Annotated in this window: 16 protein-coding genes, 2 tRNA genes and 1 pseudogene; 7 read left to right on the top strand and 12 right to left on the bottom strand. The window is 68.4% G+C overall.

The window, feature by feature from the left end; genetic code table 11:
* Position 1: 1 nt before the first annotated feature.
* Positions 2–1240 (top strand): beta-ketoacyl-[acyl-carrier-protein] synthase family protein, encoded by a 1239-nt coding sequence (locus DT073_RS10225; protein WP_124293296.1) that lies wholly within the window; start codon positions 2–4, stop codon positions 1238–1240.
* A gap of 157 nt (positions 1241–1397) precedes the next feature.
* On the opposite strand, the gene DT073_RS10230 is transcribed toward DT073_RS10225, so the two are convergent.
* Positions 1398–1901: a DUF3145 domain-containing protein gene (locus DT073_RS10230; protein ID WP_124293297.1), complete on the bottom strand. Its 504-nt coding sequence runs from the start codon at positions 1899–1901 to the stop codon at positions 1398–1400.
* A 178-nt stretch (positions 1902–2079) separates the two neighbouring features.
* A complete protein-coding gene (locus DT073_RS10235; protein WP_124293298.1) occupies positions 2080–2853 on the bottom strand; it encodes a hypothetical protein in 774 nt (257 codons plus the stop codon).
* 152 nt (positions 2854–3005) lie between these two features.
* On the opposite strand from DT073_RS10235, the gene DT073_RS10240 reads away from it, so the two are divergent.
* Together DT073_RS10240 and DT073_RS10245 are read left to right on the top strand one after the other, a co-directional pair.
* A complete protein-coding gene (locus tag DT073_RS10240; RefSeq protein WP_124293299.1) occupies positions 3006–5024 on the top strand; it encodes a DUF262 domain-containing protein in 2019 nt (672 codons plus the stop codon).
* A gap of 35 nt (positions 5025–5059) precedes the next feature.
* Positions 5060–5136: transfer RNA gene (locus DT073_RS10245), tRNA-Ile, on the top strand.
* Positions 5137–5152: 16 nt separating this feature from the next.
* Here DT073_RS10245 and DT073_RS10250 read toward each other — a convergent pair.
* Positions 5153–6232: a DMT family transporter gene (locus DT073_RS10250; protein ID WP_124293300.1), complete on the bottom strand. Its 1080-nt coding sequence runs from the start codon at positions 6230–6232 to the stop codon at positions 5153–5155.
* Between the two features lie 42 nt (positions 6233–6274).
* Here DT073_RS10250 and def point away from each other — a divergent pair, with 42 nt between their 5' ends.
* Both def and DT073_RS10260 read left to right on the top strand, forming a co-directional pair.
* Positions 6275–6841, top strand: coding sequence for a peptide deformylase (def, locus tag DT073_RS10255; protein ID WP_124293301.1), 567 nt, complete (start codon positions 6275–6277; stop codon positions 6839–6841).
* Between the two features lie 133 nt (positions 6842–6974).
* Positions 6975–7352, top strand: coding sequence for a VOC family protein (locus tag DT073_RS10260; RefSeq protein WP_124293302.1), 378 nt, complete (start codon positions 6975–6977; stop codon positions 7350–7352).
* A 53-nt stretch (positions 7353–7405) separates the two neighbouring features.
* Here DT073_RS10260 and DT073_RS10265 read toward each other — a convergent pair.
* The 5 genes from DT073_RS10265 to dusB form a co-directional block, all read right to left on the bottom strand.
* Positions 7406–7478: transfer RNA gene (locus DT073_RS10265), tRNA-Asn, on the bottom strand.
* Between the two features lie 83 nt (positions 7479–7561).
* Positions 7562–8347, bottom strand: a complete 786-nt coding sequence (locus tag DT073_RS10270; protein ID WP_124293303.1) for an ATP-binding cassette domain-containing protein — start codon at positions 8345–8347, stop codon at positions 7562–7564.
* 43 nt (positions 8348–8390) lie between these two features.
* Complete coding sequence (gene dnaG / locus DT073_RS10275) at positions 8391–10304, bottom strand: DNA primase (RefSeq protein WP_124293304.1); 1914 nt, start codon at positions 10302–10304, stop codon at positions 8391–8393.
* A complete protein-coding gene (locus tag DT073_RS10280) occupies positions 10304–11626 on the bottom strand; it encodes a deoxyguanosinetriphosphate triphosphohydrolase (RefSeq protein WP_205783119.1) in 1323 nt (440 codons plus the stop codon). The genes dnaG and DT073_RS10280 overlap by 1 nt, the downstream gene beginning before the upstream one ends.
* An 82-nt stretch (positions 11627–11708) precedes the next feature.
* Positions 11709–12875: a tRNA dihydrouridine synthase DusB gene (gene dusB, locus DT073_RS10285; protein WP_124293305.1), complete on the bottom strand. Its 1167-nt coding sequence runs from the start codon at positions 12873–12875 to the stop codon at positions 11709–11711.
* A 57-nt stretch (positions 12876–12932) separates the two neighbouring features.
* Between dusB and DT073_RS10290 the strand changes: the two genes are divergently transcribed.
* Complete coding sequence (locus DT073_RS10290; protein WP_124293306.1) at positions 12933–13439, top strand: glutathione peroxidase; 507 nt, start codon at positions 12933–12935, stop codon at positions 13437–13439.
* A gap of 21 nt (positions 13440–13460) precedes the next feature.
* Here the strand turns inward: DT073_RS10290 and DT073_RS10295 are convergent.
* The 3 genes and pseudogenes from DT073_RS10295 to recO all read right to left on the bottom strand — a co-directional run bounded on the left by DT073_RS10295 (position 13461) and on the right by recO (position 15737).
* Positions 13461–14155, bottom strand: a pseudogene (locus DT073_RS10295) (DsbA family oxidoreductase).
* Positions 14156–14184: 29 nt separating this feature from the next.
* Positions 14185–15012 (bottom strand): isoprenyl transferase, encoded by an 828-nt coding sequence (locus DT073_RS10300; protein ID WP_124293307.1) that lies wholly within the window; start codon positions 15010–15012, stop codon positions 14185–14187.
* On the bottom strand, positions 15009–15737 hold the full coding sequence (recO, locus tag DT073_RS10305; protein ID WP_124293308.1) for a DNA repair protein RecO: 729 nt from the start codon (positions 15735–15737) through the stop codon (positions 15009–15011). Before recO ends, DT073_RS10300 begins: the two co-directional genes overlap by 4 nt.
* A 36-nt stretch (positions 15738–15773) precedes the next feature.
* Here recO and DT073_RS10310 point away from each other — a divergent pair, with 36 nt between their 5' ends.
* Positions 15774–16460 (top strand): trimeric intracellular cation channel family protein, encoded by a 687-nt coding sequence (locus DT073_RS10310; protein WP_124293309.1) that lies wholly within the window; start codon positions 15774–15776, stop codon positions 16458–16460.
* A gap of 7 nt (positions 16461–16467) precedes the next feature.
* Here the strand turns inward: DT073_RS10310 and leuA are convergent, their stop codons facing one another.
* Positions 16468–18228 (bottom strand): 2-isopropylmalate synthase, encoded by a 1761-nt coding sequence (leuA, locus tag DT073_RS10315; RefSeq protein WP_124293310.1) that lies wholly within the window; start codon positions 18226–18228, stop codon positions 16468–16470.
* Positions 18229–18270: the final 42 nt, after the last annotated feature.

Consider the following 18270-nt stretch of genomic DNA (forward strand, 5'->3'; position numbering starts at 1 on the left):
CATGAGCACGTCACGCATCGTCGTCACCGGAATCGGCGCCTCCTCCCCCATCGGCGCGACCGCGCCCGAGAGCTGGGAGGCACTGCTCGACGGGGCCTCCGGAACCCGGACCCTCGAGCACGAGTGGGTCGAGCAGTACCAGCTGCCCGTCACCTTCGCCGCGCAGGCCAAGGTGCGTCCCGACACCGTTCTCGAGCGTCCCATCGCCAAGCGGCTCGACCCGGCGTCGCAGTTCGCCATGGTCGCGGCGATGGAGGCGTGGGATGACGCCGGACGACCCGACGTCGCCCCCGAGCGACTGGGCATTGATTTCGCCACGGGCATCGGCGGCGTCTGGACGCTGCTGGATGCCTGGGACACCCTTCGTGAGAAGGGTCCGCGGCGCGTCATGCCGATGACCGTCCCGATGCTCATGCCCAACGCCGCGGCGGGGAACCTCTCACTGCACTTCGGCGCGCGGGCCTTCGCCCGCACGGTGGCCAGTGCGTGCGCGTCGAGTACCGAGTCGATCGTCAACGCCGTGGAACATCTGCGCGCGGGCCTGGCCGACGTCGTGATCGCCGGGGGTACCGAGTCGGCGATCCACCCGATCACGATCGCCTCCTTCGCCTCGATGCAGGCGCTGTCGCGCCGCAACGACGACCCCGCGACCGCGTCTCGTCCCTGCAGCGTGGACCGTGACGGATTCGTCATGGGCGAGGGTGCCGGCGTCCTCATCCTCGAGACCGAGGAACACGCCCGTGCCCGCGGCGCGAAGATCTACGCCGCCGTCGTCGGTGGCGGCGTCACGGCGGATTCGTACCACATCACGGCGAACGACCCCGAGGGAGTGGGGGCGTCTCGGGCCGTGCGGATGGCGCTGGAGATGGCGGACGCCTCGCCCGACGACGTCACGCATGTCAACGCGCACGCCACCTCGACGCCCGTCGGCGATCCGAACGAGTACACCGCGCTCAAAACGGTCTTCGGCGACCGGATCGACGAGATCCCGGTGTCAGCCACGAAGGCGTCGACGGGCCATCTCCTCGGCGGCACCGGTGCCCTCGAGGCGATCTTCACGGTTCTGGCTCTTCGTGACCGCGTCGCCCCTCCCACCATCAACATCACCACGCAGGATCCGCAGGTGCCCTTCCGCATCTCGGGCGAGCCCGTGGCGCTCGGACAGGGCGATCAGCTCGCCATCAGCAACTCGTTCGGTTTCGGCGGACACAACGCCGTGGCCGCTTTCGCGAGCGTCTGAGCTTCGCCGTCTCTGCACGGCAGAGGCCCCCGACCGAGGTCGGGGGCCTCACCTGTCTCCGTGCGTCGATTCGCGGTCCCGATCCCCGGGAGTGATCACCGATCCACCGGTAGTGGCGCCTCGCGCACGGGATACGTCCGTCAGATCATGAGGCGGGTCATCCCACCTTGTGCAGCCACACGACGGATGCTTCGTCGCCGGCGTGACGGAAGGGTTCGAGTTCGGCGTCCCACGCGGCGCCCAGTGCCACGTTCAATTCACGCTGCAGCTCCTGCGCATCACCGGCGGCGATCTCCATCGCGTAGCGGAGGCGATCCTCCCCGATGACGATGTTGCCCGCCGCATCCGTCTGGGCGTAGTGGATGCCGAGTCCGGGGGTGTGGATCCATCGCCCCCCGTCGCTGCGCGGAGTGGGATCCTCGGACACCTCGAATCGGAGGTGCTCCCAGCCGCGGATCGCCGTGGCCAACGCGGCGCCCGTGCCCGCGGGACCCTCCCAATAGAATTCCGCGCGCCGACTTCCCGACAGCACCGGCTGGTCGGCCCATTCGAAGGTGACGGGTCGACCGAGAGCGCGGCCGACCGCCCACTCGAGGTGGGGGCACAACGCGCGTGGCGCGGAGTGGATGTAGATCACTCCACGCGCAGTGGTTGTCGCCATGATGACTCCGTTTCTTCAGGTACGTCTTCCCCTACGACCTGCGAAACGTCTGCTCCGGCGTGTTCGGTTGTGCGGCCATTATCACCCGACGATCGTCGGAATCACAACTATGTGATTCCGACACGCCGAAGGCCCCGGCGCAGGTGTGTCCGGGGCCTTCGGAGAGGAGTCTGGCGACTCAGGCTTCGCTCATCGCCAGCTTCTCCTGCTGGCCCTTGGCGGCGTAGTAGGCCGCGCGGGCGGCGTCGCGGCGCGCCTGCTCGACCTGGCCGGCCTCGAGGACGTCCTGCGGCACGTCGACGATGTCGGCGTGGGGAACGCCGTTGTACTTCTCGATGTAGGCGTCGAGCTCGGGGCCCGACTCCCAGGACGTGATCAGGCAGTAGCGCGGCTCGCTGCCGAGGTGGGTGGCGGCGTGCCACAGACGCTGGGTGTCGATGATCAGCTGAGCGCCGGCCGGCAACGCGATCCGCACCTCACCCTGGGGGTCGGTGCGGTTCTCCCGCAGGACGAAGAAGCTGTCCTTGTCGTCGGTGAGATTGAAGAACCCGCGGACGACCCATCCGGTGCCGTCGGGATTGAGACGGTTGTTGTCGTCCTGGTGCAGGTTGTACAGGCAGTCGGCGTAGGAGTTCGGCTGCAGCTCGATGATGCGGCAGCGACCCACATTCGCGCCCGGTTCGAGGGCGCGCTCGGTGAGGGTCGGCGCGATCGCCGTCTGGGAATCGATCCAGACCCCGTCCTTGTCGGTGCGCGGCGGCTTGTGGTTCCAGAAGCCGTTGCACTCGATCTCGCCCTTCGCCGACGCCAGCGGTGCGAACCGGGTGTCGCCGGAGGACTTCCAGTCGACGTACTCGAGGTCGAGCCACTCCTTGGGATCGATCTCCTTGCCGTAGCTGTCCAGCACCACGTAGCCGGTCTCTTCGAGAGCAGCTGACTTGATGTAACCCATAGCGTTATGCCCTTTCGTAGGTGGCCAGCACGTTTTAACAGGCCAACTAAGGCAAGCCTACCTCCGGCAGGCGCGGGAGCCCGGGGAGCCGGGACCGGTTCATTAGACTCGACGCGGTCCGCCCCTGTCATCCCGAGGAGAGAACCGCCCCGATGGTCACCGCCACGAACGTCGATGCCACCGCCGTCAACACGCTGCGGTGGCTCGCCTCCGGCGACCGCACGATCGTCGTCCCGGTCTACCAGCGGCAGTACCGGTGGGACATCGGCAACTGCGAGCAACTGCTCGCCGACATCCGAGCCGTCGCCGACCTCGACGATCGTCACATGCACTTCATCGGCTCCGTCCTCTCCGCGGTCTCGGACGATGAGCTCGTGCTCATCGACGGTCAGCAGCGCATCACGACTCTCATGCTTCTGGTGGCGGCGCTGCATCACGCCGTCGGCGACAACGACCCCGCACTCTCGACGGAGCTTCAGGCCGTCCTTCTTCGTGAGGGTGAGCCGGGCGACGGGCCTCGGACGACGCTGCGCCCTCACCGGGCGTGGGCTGATGTCTTCCGCTCGGTGATCCTCGGCAACGACGCCGATCCGGCCGTGCGGGAGTCGCGCTTCGCCGACAATTACGCCTTCTTCCGCAGCCAGGTGTCACCCGATGAAGCACCGCACATCTGGCGAGGACTGCAGAAGCTCGAACACGTCGCGATCAGCCTCGGAGCGGGCGCTAACGCACAGCAGATCTTCGAGAGCTTGAACTCGACGGGAGAGCCACTGCGCGACCACGAGCTCATCCACAACTACGTGCTGATGGGCCTCTCTCACGCCGAGCAGGTGCGGATCGAGGACGAGTACTGGCTGCCCATCGAGCAGGCGACCGGCGAGAGCATCGCCGCATTCTGGGAGCAGTACCTCGTCATGCGGACGGGTCGTGAGACCGAGGATGCCGCGGGCCGGGGCGTCTACGACGTCTTCCGTCAAGAGTTCCCCCGTCTCGAACCCGGTGCGCTGGACTCCCACGCGTCGGAGTGGCGGGAGTACGCCGAGATCCACCGCATCCTGAGGGAACCCGAGCGCGAAGCCGACGAGGACGTCTCGCGGAGGCTGGCCGGGGTGGGTGTCTTCGGCCCCATCGCGTTCCCGCTCGTCATGCGGGCGTATCGACGCTTTCGTGGCGGTGATCTCTCGCGAGAGGGGCTCCTCAGCCTGCTGCGGCAGGTGGAATCGCTTCTGCTTCGGCGCACGATCGTGGGGATCGGCACCGACCGGATCGTCGCGCGTCTGTGCCGCGCCGAGCACGAGGGTGCCCAGGCACTCAGCAGAGCCATGGCCCGCATCACACCGAGCGATGAGCGTGTGTCTGTCGCGCTGAAGTACTCCGATCTCCCCCACCCGCACTACGTCCTGACCCGGCTGTTCGACGTCGATGCGCGCGCCGCCTGGGACATCGACCACATCGTGCCGCTCGCACCGGGTGAAGCATGGAGCGGCGACGGAGTGCGCAGCTGGGCCGAGTATTCCGAGGACGAGCAGAACAGCCACCGCGCCCTCGCGCGCACCCTGGGGAATCTGGCGCTTCTCGAAGAGCGACTGGGGATGCAGGTCTTCGACGCGTCGTTCGCGGCGAAGCGCAGCGGGTACGCCCGCTCTGCGGTGGGCGCGACGGCGGCACTGGCCGCTCATGGACGGTGGGGGACGAAGGAGATCTCAGCCCGCTCTGCCGCATTGACCGCGCAGTTCGTGCGCGTATGGCCCCGGGACGCGCTCAGTGGTATCGACGATGACGGCCTGACCCCCGTGCTCGACGCCGTCCGCCGACGCGGGTGGCCGCGAGGCTGGGAACGCGAGTGGGACTACGTCGAGTACCGCGGTGAGCACTGGGAGGTCAAGGACGTCCGCTACCTCTTCCACCGCGTCTTCGCGCGGCTGTGGGCCGACGCGCGTGACGCGGTTGTCGCATACAGTGCCCGCCGGGGCGGTCCGGTCTACCCCGAGCGGGCGTGGACCGGCCAGTGGGACGCACTGGATGCCGATCATCACCTCTATCTCGGGTGGGATTCCAGCTACATGCTCAGCGCCGTCCAGGGCGTGCTCGCGGAGGCGGGGATCGCGGAAGAGGTCTTCGTGAAGTACTCCTACATCGGAGCGGTGATGTCCACCGGCGTGCGACGCTGAGGAGCAGGTTTCCGGGCCGCTAGGCTCGGATGCGAGGGGCGGTGGCCAAGCTGGTCAAGGCAGCGGGCTCATAACCCGACGATCGTGGGTTCAAGTCCCACCCGCCCTACCAATGACGCCGACGAGGATCAGCGGCGTGGATCGTCGCGGTCGCGCACCGGCGGTTCCGGCCAGACCTTCGCGACGGCCTCGGTGACCCGGATCGATCCGGTGCTGGGGCCCGCGACGGTGCCGTCGCCGTCCGAGCCTCGCTGGATGGGGATCTCCTTGCTGTCACTGACGATCTGCGGGTGGTAGCGGGCCAGTTGGAACACCCCCCACACCGCGAGGACGCCGGCGATCAGAAAGCCGATGTTCGCCCAGAGCGGCGCGGTCGCGGCTTCACCGAGCACGATGAGGCCGATGAGGATCGCCACGATGGGATCGATCACCGTGAGACCCGCGATGACGAGGTCGGGCGGACCGGACGAGTAGGCGGTCTGCACGAAGTACGCGCCGATCCCCGTTCCGATCAGCAGCGCGATGAGGCAGAGCAGCGTCAGCCACTCGAAATTCTGATTCTGGATCCGCACGATGATGACCTTCGCCAGCGTCGCGACGAAACCGTAGATCACCCCCGCGGCCATGATGTAGAAAAGTGCGCCCATCCGTTTGCGCAGCCACACCCACAGACCCGCGAAGGCGACGGTGACTCCGGCGAGGATGAGGAGGATCGTGATGAGCTGCCCGTCGGAGATGGGCGATTCGGTGGCGAAGAGCGCGGCGATCGTGACGAAGATGAAGATGCCGCCGACACAGGCGGCGATGGCGATGAGCGAACGCCTCGTCGGCTTGTGTCCGCTGATCCGGGCGTTCAACAGGGTGGTGATCACCAGAGCAATCGCGCCGAGCGGCTGGACGACGATGAGCGGTGCGAACGAGAGGGCGGCGAGTTGGCAGGCGATCGCCAGCCCCAGCATCATCGTGCCGATCACCCACGACGGCCGCGACAGCAGGCGCAGCAGCTGACCGCCGCTGAGACCGCCCGCCCCTCCGGCGCCGCTCATCTGTTCGACTTTGGCGACGCCGCGGTGCTGGTACTGCGCGCCGAACGACATGAACACCGCGCCGAGCAACGCCAGAGGAATGCCGATCAGCAGTCCTGGATTCTGGAACACACCGACGAGGACCTCGCCGACATCCTCCAGTTGTACGTCTGCGCTCAGCACCCCTCGACCATACCCGCCACGCCGCGTCGATAGGCTCGAGACATGGCCGTTCGACCGATTCGCATCATGGGAGACCCGGTGCTCCACGCCCCCGCCGCGCCTGTGGAGCAGATCACCGACGAGATCCGGTCACTGGTCACCGACATGTTCGAGACGATGGACGCGGCCCCCGGCGTGGGTCTCGCGGCCCCCCAGGTCGGCGTGCCGCTGCGTATCTTCACGTATTCCTACGAGGACGACGAGGGTCTCCCCTGGCGCGGGGTGGTCATCAACCCCGAACTGTGGATGCTGCCGACGGTGCCCGGCGAGCCCGACCCCGACGAGGAGTCGGAGGGCTGCCTGTCGTTCCCCGGCGAGCGATTCCCGCTTCGCCGGTCGGATCGGGTTCGTGTGACGGGGCACGATCTCGAGGGGCGGCCCGTCTCGCTGGATGTGGAAGGCTGGCGCGCTCGCATCCTGCAGCACGAGTTCGACCACCTCGACGGCGTCCTCTACATCGACAGGCTCGACGATGGGGATTGGAAGACCGTGCAGAAGATCGCGCGCAAGCGCGGCTGGGGTCGTCCCGGCTCGGCATGGATGCCGGGCGTCGACGATCTCGACGCCTGAGACGCGCCGCTCCCCCTCCCGACAGGCCTTCGCAGAAGCGAGGGCCTGTCGTTGCGCATGGGGGCGTTTCGCGTCGGGGGAAGCAGGAGTACCGTCGCGCACGAGGGCAAGAGAGAAGGAAGGTGAGGGCACCATGTTCGAAGACGCGCATGGCGTGGCAGTCATCGCCGCGTCGGACCTGGCTCGCGCGCGTGGGTTCTACGAGGGCGTGCTCGGTCTGACCCCGGTGACCGATCCGTCGGAGGAGGAGGTGTTCTATCGACTCGGGCAGACGCAGGTGCTCCTGTATCGCACGGGCTTCGCGGGCACCGCGAAGAACACCGTCTTCGCCATCGAGACACCACACCTGGACAGGGATATGGCCTCGCTCCGCGAACGCGGGGTGACGTTCGAGGAATATGACTTCCCCGGCCTGACCACGGTCGACGGTGTGGCCGATCTGGCGACGGAGCGGGCGGCCTGGTTCACGGACACCGAGGGGAATGTCCTCGCGCTGAGCGAGAGGAAGTGAGCCGCCGCGTACACGAAGAAACGGCCCGGGGGTGGAGCCCCGGGCCGTTTGCGCTCCCCCACTTGGACTCGAACCAAGAACCTATCGGTTAACAGCCGATTGCTCTGCCAATTGAGCTATGGAGGAATGTCCCCTCGCCGCAGCGCGGGCAACCCGACCATGCTAGCAAACGTGGAGGGGTCCCCGTGACATCGGTCGGCAGAGGGACATCAGGATGCAGCGCGCCGCCGGTCCTCTGCGCCTCCAGGCGTCCAGAGGAGATCATCGAGGTGCCGGCCGGCGGCGACCGGATGGCCCCCGCGCAGGACGAGCACCTGTGCGTCGAGGTCGCGTGCCACGTCTTCCTCGTTCGTCACGATGACGCTGGCCATGCCGACGTCATCGCGACGACGCCGGATGGCGTCATGCGCCGCACGTCGCACTTCGACATCCATGTTGGCGAAGGGTTCGTCGGCGAGGAATACCTTCGGCTGGAGCATGAGGGCTCGCGCGAACGCCACGCGCTGGCGCATGCCTGCGCTGAGTTCGTAGGGGTACTTCGCCGCCGCCCCCAGCGGCAGCATCATCTCGTCGAGCAGTGCGGCGACCCGGATCGACAGCGCCCGCTGATTGACACGACGATCGCGGCTGGTCACCGGCTCGGCGATCGTCTCGGACACCGTCAGCCGTGCGGGGAGCTTCGCTCCGGCTCCCTGCGGCAGGAAGCCGGCCACGTAGGTCAGAACCCGATGCTTGCGCCCCGGGCGGCGAACCGAGATGCCCTCGACCAGAGCGTCTCCGCCGACCACACCGAGATCGGCCGGGGCGAACCCCGCGAGCGTCATCAGCAGGCTGGACTTTCCCGCGCCCGTCGGCCCCATCACCGCCAGCGTGCGGGCTCGCGGCAGTTGGAACGACACGCCCTCGACCACCCGGAGGGCGCCGGGACGAGGGTTCCACGCCAGGGACAGATCACGGCTGTGGATCGCGACGTCATCGTCTCGTGGCGGGGCCATAGCCCCATCATGCCTGGTCAGCGAGGCGCCGGCGACCGAACGTTCAGCTTTCGGCCGTGACCACCTGCCGATCGTGGTCGAGTTCACGCAGACGCAGTCGAACCGCGCGGCCCTCCTCGGAATCGGGTGCCACCCGCTGAATGGCACGGAGCAGTTCGCGCTTCTCCTCTTCGATACCGCGCAGGACGACGCGACGGGCGAGATCGGCCGTGGAGGCGACGGCGGCGTCGTCGGTCAGCGCGGGGAAGGCGCGCGTCAGAAGCTCGGCGGCGAGCGACCGGTAGGGCTCCCGCACCTCCGACACCGCATCCGCAGCCCACCCCATCCGATCCATGTCCGGGACGATCGCGAGGGTCTGCCGGACGGCTTCGAGTGCGGGTACCCGGAAGGGCTGCGCCAACGCGCGGCTGCGAAGTGCCGCGTCGATCCGATGTCCGAACTGCAGGAAGCCCGTGAGGGCGTCGCGCTCGAGGGCGGCGTCGGCTGTGCGAGGCAAGGTCGCCACGCTCGGACGGACGTGCTGGTCCTCCCCTGCCGGAGGAAGATCCTCGACGGGACGACCGCCGCGCCCACCCGCGCGGTCCGCATCGCCGTCGCGCGCGTTCTTGTTCCGCGGCTCACCGGCGTGATCGCGCGCGGCGCCGCGCGCCGCACGTTCGACGGCGGCCGAGACCTCCCCCAGGTCGAGCCCGAGCCGGCGGGCGAGGACGCGGGTGTAGCCCGGACGGAGGGCCGGGTCGCGAATCTCCGCCACGATCGGCGCCGCGGCTCCGAGCGCACCTGCGCGCCCCTCCACGGACGCGAGGTCGAACCCCGCCAACCGCTGGTCGATCACGAACTCGAACATGGGCGCCTTGTGGTCCATGAGGGCGCGCACCGCGGCATCCCCCTTCGACATGCGGAGATCGCACGGGTCCAGGCCCTCGGGTGCGACCGCGACGTACGTCTGCGCGGCGAACCGCTTCTCGTCGCCGAAGGCGCGCAGCGCCGCCTTCTGGCCCGCGGCGTCGGGATCGAAGGTGAAGACCACCTCGCCGGCCGCGCTGTCATCACCCATCACGCGACGCAGCACCGTGATGTGATCGGTTCCGAACGCGGTGCCGCAGGTGGCGACGGCGGTGGTGACCCCCGCGAGGTGGCAGGCCATCACATCGGTGTAGCCCTCGACCACCACCACGCGGTGATCGCGCGAGATGTCGCGCTTGGCGAGGTCGAGCCCGTAGAGCACCTGCGCCTTGCGGTAGATCGGGGTCTCCGGGGTGTTGAGGTACTTCGGTCCGCCATCGTCCTCGTAGAGCTTCCGCGCCCCGAAGCCGATCACCTGGCCGGTGACGTCGCGAATGGGCCAGACCAGGCGGCCGCGGAACCGGTCGTACACACCGCGCTGACCCTGCGAGACCAACCCCGCGGTCGTGAGTTCCTCGCGGCTGAATCCCTGGGCGGTCAGGTGGTCCATCAGGTGCGACCACCCCCGGGGCGCGTACCCCACGCCGAAGTGCGCGGCCGCGCCGGCGTCGAATCCGCGCTCTCCGAGGAAAGTGCGTGCCGCGGCGGCGTCCGGAGTGACGAGCTGGGAGCGGAAGTACTCCCCCGCCGCCGCGTTGGCCGCATAGAGCCGGCTGCGTCCGGTCGTCTCGGGCGCAGCACCGCCGTCCTCGTAGTGGAGCGCGTACCCGATCCGTCCGGCGAGACGTTCGACCGCCTCGGTGAATGACACGTGGTCCATCTTCCGGAGGAAGGTGTAGACGTCCCCCGACTCGCCGCACCCGAAGCAGTGGTAAAAGCCGACCTGGGGGCGGACGTGGAAGCTCGGGCTGCGCTCGTCATGGAAGGGGCAGAGGCCCTTCAACGACCCGACGCCCGCGGATTTCAGAGCCACGCGCTCGCCGATGATGTCACCGATGTTGGTGCGGGCCTTCACTTCCTCCACATCGGCCTGACGGATGCGCCCGGCCATCAGCGCGGCACCGATTCCGCCGTCGGACGTCGCGAGCCAGGAGCCCAGATTCCGAGCGCGGCGGCGTCGATCTCACCCACCAGGCGCGTGTGCCAGGCGATGGCGAGCTGATCGGTGAGGCTCGCGACCTGATCGACGATGACCCGTCGACGTGCGCTCTCGGTCTCGGCGGAGACGAAGTCCTCTGCGTGCATGGCGTCGAGGTGCGCCGGCTCGTCCCACAGCGCCGTCGCGAGTCGCTTGAGCGCGCGACGCTGCTCTTTGTAGAGGGTCTTCCGCCCGTCGATCGAGACCACCGTCGCACCGATGATGCCCTTGAGAACCGCCATCTCCGCCTCGATGACACGCGGCACCACGACATGGGCACGGTACCGGGTGAGGACAGAGGCGTCGTAGGCATCGCGGGTGGCGGTCGTCGCCGCACGGGCGAAACGACCGATGAGATCCGAGGTCAGGTTCTTCAGCCGGGCAAGATCCTGGCGTGTGCCGCGGAACTCGATGATCCATTCCGGAAGGCGCATCAGCCGATAGAGCGCATCGGCCAGCTCGTCGCGGGCGAAGTCGAACCCCACCCAGGTCTGGACGGCTGTGAGGAGATGCTCGTGCTCGGCGGGGTCGGCAAGGCGGGCGGGGTCGAGGTAACCGTTGACGACGGCGTCTTCGAAGTCGTGGACCGAGTAGGCGATGTCGTCGGAGAGGTCCATGACCTCGGCCTCGATGCACCGCACCCGCCCCGGGGCGCCCTCGCGCATCCAACGGAAAACCGGCTCGTCATCCGGGTAGACGCCGAACTTCAGCCGACCGCCGGGATCGGGCACCGGATGGTCGGCGGTCCACGGATACTTGCACGTCGCGTCGAGGCTCGCGCGGGTGAGATTCAGTCCGACGCTCCGGCCGGCGGGGTCGAACACTTTCGGTTCGAGTCGCGAGAGGATACGGAGGGTCTGCGCATTGCCTTCGAAGCCGCCGATGTCGTCGGCCCAGTCGTTGAGCGCGCGCTCTCCGTTGTGACCGAAGGGCGGATGCCCGAGGTCATGGCTGAGGCACGCGGTGTCGACCACATCGGGCGAGAGCCGGAGAGCGGTTGCGAGCTCGCGCCCGACCTGGGCGACCTCGAGCGAGTGCGTCAGTCGGTTGCGTGCGAAATCCGCGGGGCTGGCCGGACTCAGCACCTGCGTCTTCGCTGCCAGCCGACGCAATGCCGCGGAGTGGAGCACGCGGGCGCGATCCCGTGCGAAGTCATCGCGCTGGGACCGATGGGTCTCGGTGTGGAAGCGCTCGGCGTCACCGTCGTCATAGCCGGTCGGTCGACCGGGTGCCACGCCGAGTCCTGCTCCGCCGTTCCACGCTGCGGAGGAGCCGTGACCGGCCGCGCCCTCGCTCGCCGGGAATGCCGCCACCGGGTCAGCCACCGCTGTGATCGAGTTCGGCCTCGGCGAGGGCGGTGGAGGCGTCGGCCCCGATGTCGCGGGAGTCGAGCCATCCGTCCGGCAACGCCGGCCGCTTGGGCGTGCCGGCGCGGCCGCGCTGGCCCTCGGCGGGTGCGCCCGGGTACGGGGCGTCGAGGTCGAGGGTGGCGAGGAGTTCGTCGATCTCCGCGAGCGTGGACACCGTCGCCAGCCGAGCCCGGGTGTCGCCCCCCACCGGGTAACCCTTGAAATACCACGCGACGTGCTTGCGGATGTCGCGGCACCCTCGACCCTCGTCGTCGAAGAATTCCACGAGTAGTTCGGCGTGCCGTCGGAAGGCGCGTGCGACGAACGCGAGGGTGGCGTCGACAGGCTCTCCGGCGGCGCTCCCGTCCCTGCCCAGGGCGCGGGCGAGATCGCCGAACAGCCAGGGGCGGCCGAGGCACCCGCGGCCGACGACGACCCCGTCGCATCCGGTCTCCGCCATCATGCGCACCGCGTCCTCGGCAGACCAGATGTCGCCGTTCCCGAGAACCGGGATGCTGGTGACGGCCTCCTTCAGCGCCGAGATCGCCGCCCAGTCGGCTGTGCCGGAATAGAACTGCGAGGCCGTCCGCGCGTGGAGGGCGACGGCCGAGATGCCGGCGTCCTCGGCGATCCGGCCTGCGTCGAGGTACGTCAGGTGATCGTCGTCGATGCCCTTGCGCATTTTGACCGTGACCGGGATGTCTCCCCCGGCGCGTGCCGCACGGGTGACGATGTCGCGGAACAGGTCGCGCTTCCAGGGGAGCGCCGCGCCCCCGCCTTTGCGCGTGACCTTCGGCACCGGGCAGCCGAAGTTCAGGTCGATGTGGTCGGCACGGTCCTCTTCGACGAGGAGCCTCACGGCGGCTTCGACCGTGGTGGGGTCGACGCCGTACAACTGGATCGAACGCGGGACCTCGGACTCGTGGTGGGTGATCAGACGCATCGTGGTCGCGTTGCGCTCCACCAGCGCGCGCGAGGTGATCATCTCGCTGACGTAGAGGCCGGCACCGTACTCACGGCAGAGACGGCGGAAGGCGGTGTTGGTGATACCGGCCATGGGCGCGAGCACGACCGGTGCGTCCAGGGTCAGCGGACCGATCCGAAGGGTCGGGGCTGGGGCGACGGCGAGTGACACCTCTGTATTCTCCCATCCTCGCGGCCGGGGTCGCGAAAGCGGATTTAGCCTGGGGATATGACCTCCGAAGCCACCCTCACCGATCTGCGTTCCATCCCGTTCACGACCGCTGACGGCGGCATGGCGACGCTCGGCGATTACGCCGACCAGGTCGTGCTGGTCGTCAACGTCGCCTCCCGCTGCGGCCTGGCACCGCAGTACGAGCAGCTCGAGGAGCTCCAGCGCACGTACGGCGACCGGGGCTTCATCGTGCTCGGCTTCCCCTGCAACCAGTTCATGGGGCAGGAGCCGGGATCGATGGAGGAGATCCTCGAGTACTGCGCCACGACCTGGGGCGTGACCTTTCCGATCCAGGAGAAGGTGAAGGTCAACGGCAACGGTGCGGCGCCGGTGTACAAGGCACTTAAGCGCGCCAAGGACCTCGAGGGCAAGAAGGGGCCGATCATCTGGAACTTCGAGAAGTTCCTCATCACCCCCTCGGGCCAGGTTCACCGCTTCCGGCCGAACGTCAAGCCCGACGACCCCGCCATCATCTCGGTGATCGAGCAGAACCTCCCCCGCTGAGGCCGCCCCGGCGGTCCGCCCTCAGCCGGCGCTCGCGGCGGGTTCGGCCTCGGCTGTCGAGCGGCGCTCCGACCACACCTGACGCAGGATCTGCGCGAAGGCCTCAGGGGGCTGGGCCCGGAGACGCCGTAGGTGCCGTCGATCACGTAGAACGGCACCCCGGAGATGCCGTACGCCTGCGCCTGCGCCTGATCGCGGCGCACGTCCAGCTCGAATCGATCCGTGGCGACGACCTCGCGGGCCGCGTCGCCGTCGAGACCGGCGTCCGCGGCGAGCCGCACGAGCTCGTCGTCCGCACCGATGTGCCGGCCCTCGGTGAAGTACGCCGACATCAGCCGTTCGACCAGCTCCAGCTGCCGGCCGTTCTCCTTGGCGAAGTGCAGCAGCCGGTGGGCCTTGCCGGTGTTGGCATGGTGGAGGAGATCGTAGCGGTACGCCAGTCCCGATCCCTTGGCGACCTCGGTCACGCGGTCGATCATCTGCTGGGCCTCGTCGCGGCTCACGCCCTTGCGCTCGGCGAGGTAGTCCACCTCGCTACCGTCGTAGTCCGGCGGAGTGTCGGGGGCGAGCTCGTAGGAGTGGTAGACGATCTCGACCTCGGGAGCATCAGCGTCGGTCCGGGTCTGGGCGAGGCCCGCTTCGAGGTTGCGCTTGCCGATGTAGCACCACGGGCAGGCGATGTCGCTCCATACGTCGAGCCGGAGGGGTTCAGTCATATCGATCACAACCATCCCCGGCAGCCTCGCTATTCCTGCCGATCGTGATCGGCGATGTCGGATGTCGGCTGATCGACCGCCCCGCCGAAGCGGCGGTCGCGGTCGAGATACAGATCGATCGCGCGCCAGAGATCGGCGCGGGAGAAATCCGGCCACAGGGTGTCGAGGAAGACGAACTCGGCGTAGGCCGACTCCCACAGCAGGAAGTTCGAGGTCCGCTGTTCGCCGCTGGAGCGGATGAACAGGTCGACGTCGGGCATGTCGGGCTGGTAGAGGTGGCGGCGGATGACCTTCTCGTTGATCGCCGACGGGCGCATCCGCCCGGCAGCGACCTCGCCGGCGATGGCGCGCATGGCGTCGACCAACTCGATGCGGCCGCCGTAATTGATGCACATGGTGAGGGTCAGGACGTCATTGCCGGCCGTCAGTCTCTCGGCGAACTGCAGCTCCTTGATCACCGAGGTCCACAGCCGGGGCTTCCGGCCCGCCCAGCGGATCCGCACACCCCACTCGTTGAGCTGGTCGCGCCGCCGGTGCAGCACATCCCGGTTGTACCCCATGAGGAAGCGGACCTCATCAGGCGAGCGGGCCCAGTTCTCGGTCGAGAACGCGTAGACGCTCAAATGCCGCACGCCGGCCTGGATGGCGCCGGCGACGACGTCCAGCAGCACTTCCTCGCCCGCTTTGTGCCCTTCCACCCGGGTGAGGCCCTGACGGTTGGCCCAGCGGCCGTTCCCGTCCATGACGATCGCGACGTGGCGCGGCACGGCGCCCGGGAACGCCGGCGGGTGGACGCCGGTCCAATCGAGCGGACGGTAGGGCACGGCGTCGCGATGCGTGTAGGGCTTCGGGGTCATCGGACCGCCTCCACATGCTGGAGCGAGCGGATCCCGCGTTCGAGGTGCCACTGTGCGTAGGCGGCGATGAGCCCGGACGCCGCACCCGCGGAGTGCGGGGTGGATGCGTCGACGATCTCCCACTCCCCCGCCATGAGTGCGGTGAGCAGTCCGATCGTGGCGGGATCGATGTGCGCGGCACCGGTGGGGGCGCAGGCGGCGCACACGACACCCCCGAGCTGCGCGACGAACTGGTCGTGGGGCGCAGGCGCGCCGCAGCGTGCGCATTCACCCAGGCCCGGTGCCCAGCCGGCGAGGGCCATCGCCCGCAGGAGGTAGGAATCCAGGATGCTGCGCGCGGCGTGATCCCCGCGCGCGAGCGCGCGCAGACCCCCGACCAGCAGCAGGTAATGCGGCGTGGCGGCTTCGGCGTCGTTCAGGCGATCGGCGGCTTCCACCATCGCGTGGGCGGCGGTGTAACGGTCGTAGTGCTGGGAGATCTCGGCGCCGTAGGAGCCGAGAGACTCGGCCTGCTGCACGATGTCGAGGGAGCGGCCGCGGGAGAACTGCACATCGGCGACCATGAAGGGCTCGAGGCGGGCGCCGAGACGGGAAGAGGTGCGACGCACCCCCTTCGCGACCGCGCGGATCTTGCCGCTGCGGCGGCCGAGGGCGGTGACGATGCGGTCCGCCTCCCCCAGCTTGTGGGTGCGCAGGACCACGACCTCGTCGCGATAGGTGGGCACACTCGATTATCGCGTCCGTCGGGCCAGAATGGACGCGTGGACGAGCCGCTCTTCGTGATTCCGCTGTGGGCAGACCTGACCGCGGTCGGGCTCGGTGGCATCCAGGGGGCGCTGTTCGCCTCGGGCTTCCGTGGTCAGCGACGCCTGGACTTCCTCGGTGTGGCCATCATCGGCGTCGTGCTGGGGATGGGGGGCGGGCTCATCCGCGACCTGCTGCTGAACACCACCCCGGTGACCCTCCAGAGCAACTGGTATCTCATCACCGCGACCGTCGCGGCCCTTGTCGGCATGCTGCTGTCGGGCGTCTTCGCACGCCTGAACGCCGTGATCGTCGGTCTGGACGCACTCTCGATGGGACTCTTCGGCGCGTTCGGCACGAGCAAGGCCCTGGCCCTCGGGCTCCCCGTCGTCCCCGCGGTGTTCGTCGGCGTCTGCGCCGCGGTGGGCGGTGGCATCCTCCGCGACATGCTGATGGGCGTGCCGATCGCGATCATGCACGTCGGATCGCTCTACGCGGTCGCCGCAGCGGTCGGGTGTTCCGTGCTCGCCGTGGTACACGCCTTCGGCGCGTCGCTCGCCGTGGCAGCGATCATCGGGATCGCGGTGACCGCCGTCATCCGGCTCCTCGCCGTGATCTTCGACATCTCCCTGCCTGAACAGCGGGCGCTCTACCGCCGCAAGGTCGCCGTGGAGACCACCGGGATCCCGATCATCAAGCCGTGAGCTCCGCTCACACTCCGGCGAGCACTCCCGCTTGCTCGCGCGTGCGGATCGACCGGTTCACACCCGACACGATCGCCTTCAGCGAAGCGGTCGAGATGTCGCCGTCGATCCCGACGCCCCACAGGCGCTGACCGTCGACCTGCAACTCGATGTAGGCCGCGGCCTGTGCATCGCCACCCGAGCTCAAGGCGTGCTCGACGTAGTCGTAGAGGGTCACGTCGAAGCCCTGTGCGCGGATGACCTCGAGGAAGGCCGCGACCGGCCCGTTCCCGTGACCCGAAGCCGCGACGCGCTCCTCGCCGTCGCGCAGCGACACATCGAGGACCACGTCACCGGACATGTCGCTCTGGGTGCGGGTGCTCAGCAGCTCGAAACGGCCCCAGCGCTCGTCGGGATCGGAGGCGGGCAGGTACTCGTCGGTGAAGATGCGCCAGATCTCATCGCTGGTGATCTCGCCGCCTTCGGCGTCGGTCTTCGCCTGCACGACACCGGAGAACTCGATCTGCAGGCGGCGCGGCAGGTCGATGGCGTGGTCGCTCTTGAGCAGGTACGCCACCCCGCCCTTGCCGGACTGGGAGTTGACACGGATGACCGCCTCGTACGACCGGCCGAGATCCTTCGGGTCGATCGGCAGGTACGGCACCGCCCACTCGAGTTCGTCGACCGAGACGCCCACGGCGGCCGCCCGGGCGTCCATCGCCTCGAAGCCCTTCTTGATCGCGTCCTGGTGGGAGCCGCTGAACGCGGTGAACACCAGGTCTCCGGCCCAGGGGCTGCGCTCGTGCACCGGCAGCTGGTTGCAGTACTCGGCGGTGCGCTTGATCTGATCGACGTCGCTGAAGTCGATCATCGGGTCGATGCCCTGGGTCAGCAGGTTGATGCCGAGCGCCACCAGATCGACGTTGCCGGTCCGCTCGCCGTTGCCGAACAGGCATCCCTCGATCCGGTCGGCCCCGGCCATGTACCCGAGTTCGGCAGCGGCGATCGCCGTCCCCCGGTCATTGTGCGGGTGCAGCGACAGGATGATGTTCTCGCGGTGCACCAGGTGCCGACTCATCCACTCGATCGAGTCTGCATAGACGTTCGGCGTGGCCATCTCGACGGTGGCCGGCAGATTGATGATGACCTTGCGCTCGGGCGTCGGCTCGAAGACCTCGATGACCTGATTGCAGACATCCACCGCGAACTCCAGCTCGGTGCCGGTGTAGCTTTCGGGCGAGTACTGGTAGTAGACCTTCGTCTCGGGGATGCGCTTCTCGAACTGGCGACACAGCCGCGCGCCCTCGAGGGCGATGTCGACGATGCCCTGCTTGTCGGTGCGGAACACCACCTCGCGCTGCAGGACGCTCGTGGAGTTGTACAGGTGAACGATCGCCTGCTTCGCGCCGGCGATGGACTCGTAGGTGCGCTCGATCAGGTGCTCACGCGCCTGGGTCAGCACCTGGATCGTGACGTCGTCCGGGATGACGTCCTCTTCGATCAGGTGTCGGACGAAGTCGAAATCGGTCTGGCTGGCCGACGGGAAGCCGACCTCGATCTCTTTGTAGCCCATGCTGACCAGGAGGTCGAACATGATGCGCTTGCGTTCGGGGCTCATCGGGTCGATGAGGGCCTGGTTGCCGTCGCGGAGGTCGACCGCGCACCAGCGCGGTGCCTGCGTGATGCGGGCATCCGGCCACGTACGGTCGGGCAGATCGACGCGGATCTGCTCGTGATACGGCCGATACTTGTGGATCGGCATGCCCGAGGGGCGCTGGGTGTTCTTCATGTCGCTTCTTCTCTTCCACGTCTGAGGGACGGGCCGACGCCG

The sequence above is a fragment of the Microbacterium sp. ABRD28 genome (assembly GCF_003850245.1).
In the GTDB taxonomy this organism is placed as follows: domain Bacteria; phylum Actinomycetota; class Actinomycetes; order Actinomycetales; family Microbacteriaceae; genus Microbacterium.

Bases quoted from the DNA above. Each gene is read 5' to 3' on its own strand.
- DT073_RS10225 (WP_124293296.1), top strand. From the start codon at position 2: ATGAGCACGTCACGCATCGTCGTCACCGGAATCGGCGCCTCCTCCCCC.
- DT073_RS10230 (WP_124293297.1), bottom strand. From the start codon at position 1,901: ATGGCGACAACCACTGCGCGTGGAGTGATCTACATCCACTCCGCGCCA.
- DT073_RS10235 (WP_124293298.1), bottom strand. From the start codon at position 2,853: ATGGGTTACATCAAGTCAGCTGCTCTCGAAGAGACCGGCTACGTGGTG.
- DT073_RS10240 (WP_124293299.1), top strand. From the start codon at position 3,006: ATGGTCACCGCCACGAACGTCGATGCCACCGCCGTCAACACGCTGCGG.
- def (WP_124293301.1), top strand. From the start codon at position 6,275: ATGGCCGTTCGACCGATTCGCATCATGGGAGACCCGGTGCTCCACGCC.
- DT073_RS10260 (WP_124293302.1), top strand. From the start codon at position 6,975: ATGTTCGAAGACGCGCATGGCGTGGCAGTCATCGCCGCGTCGGACCTG.
- DT073_RS10270 (WP_124293303.1), bottom strand. From the start codon at position 8,347: ATGGCCCCGCCACGAGACGATGACGTCGCGATCCACAGCCGTGATCTG.
- dnaG (WP_124293304.1), bottom strand. From the start codon at position 10,304: ATGGCCGGGCGCATCCGTCAGGCCGATGTGGAGGAAGTGAAGGCCCGC.
- DT073_RS10290 (WP_124293306.1), top strand. From the start codon at position 12,933: ATGACCTCCGAAGCCACCCTCACCGATCTGCGTTCCATCCCGTTCACG.
- DT073_RS10300 (WP_124293307.1), bottom strand. From the start codon at position 15,012: ATGACCCCGAAGCCCTACACGCATCGCGACGCCGTGCCCTACCGTCCG.
- leuA (WP_124293310.1), bottom strand. From the start codon at position 18,228: ATGAAGAACACCCAGCGCCCCTCGGGCATGCCGATCCACAAGTATCGG.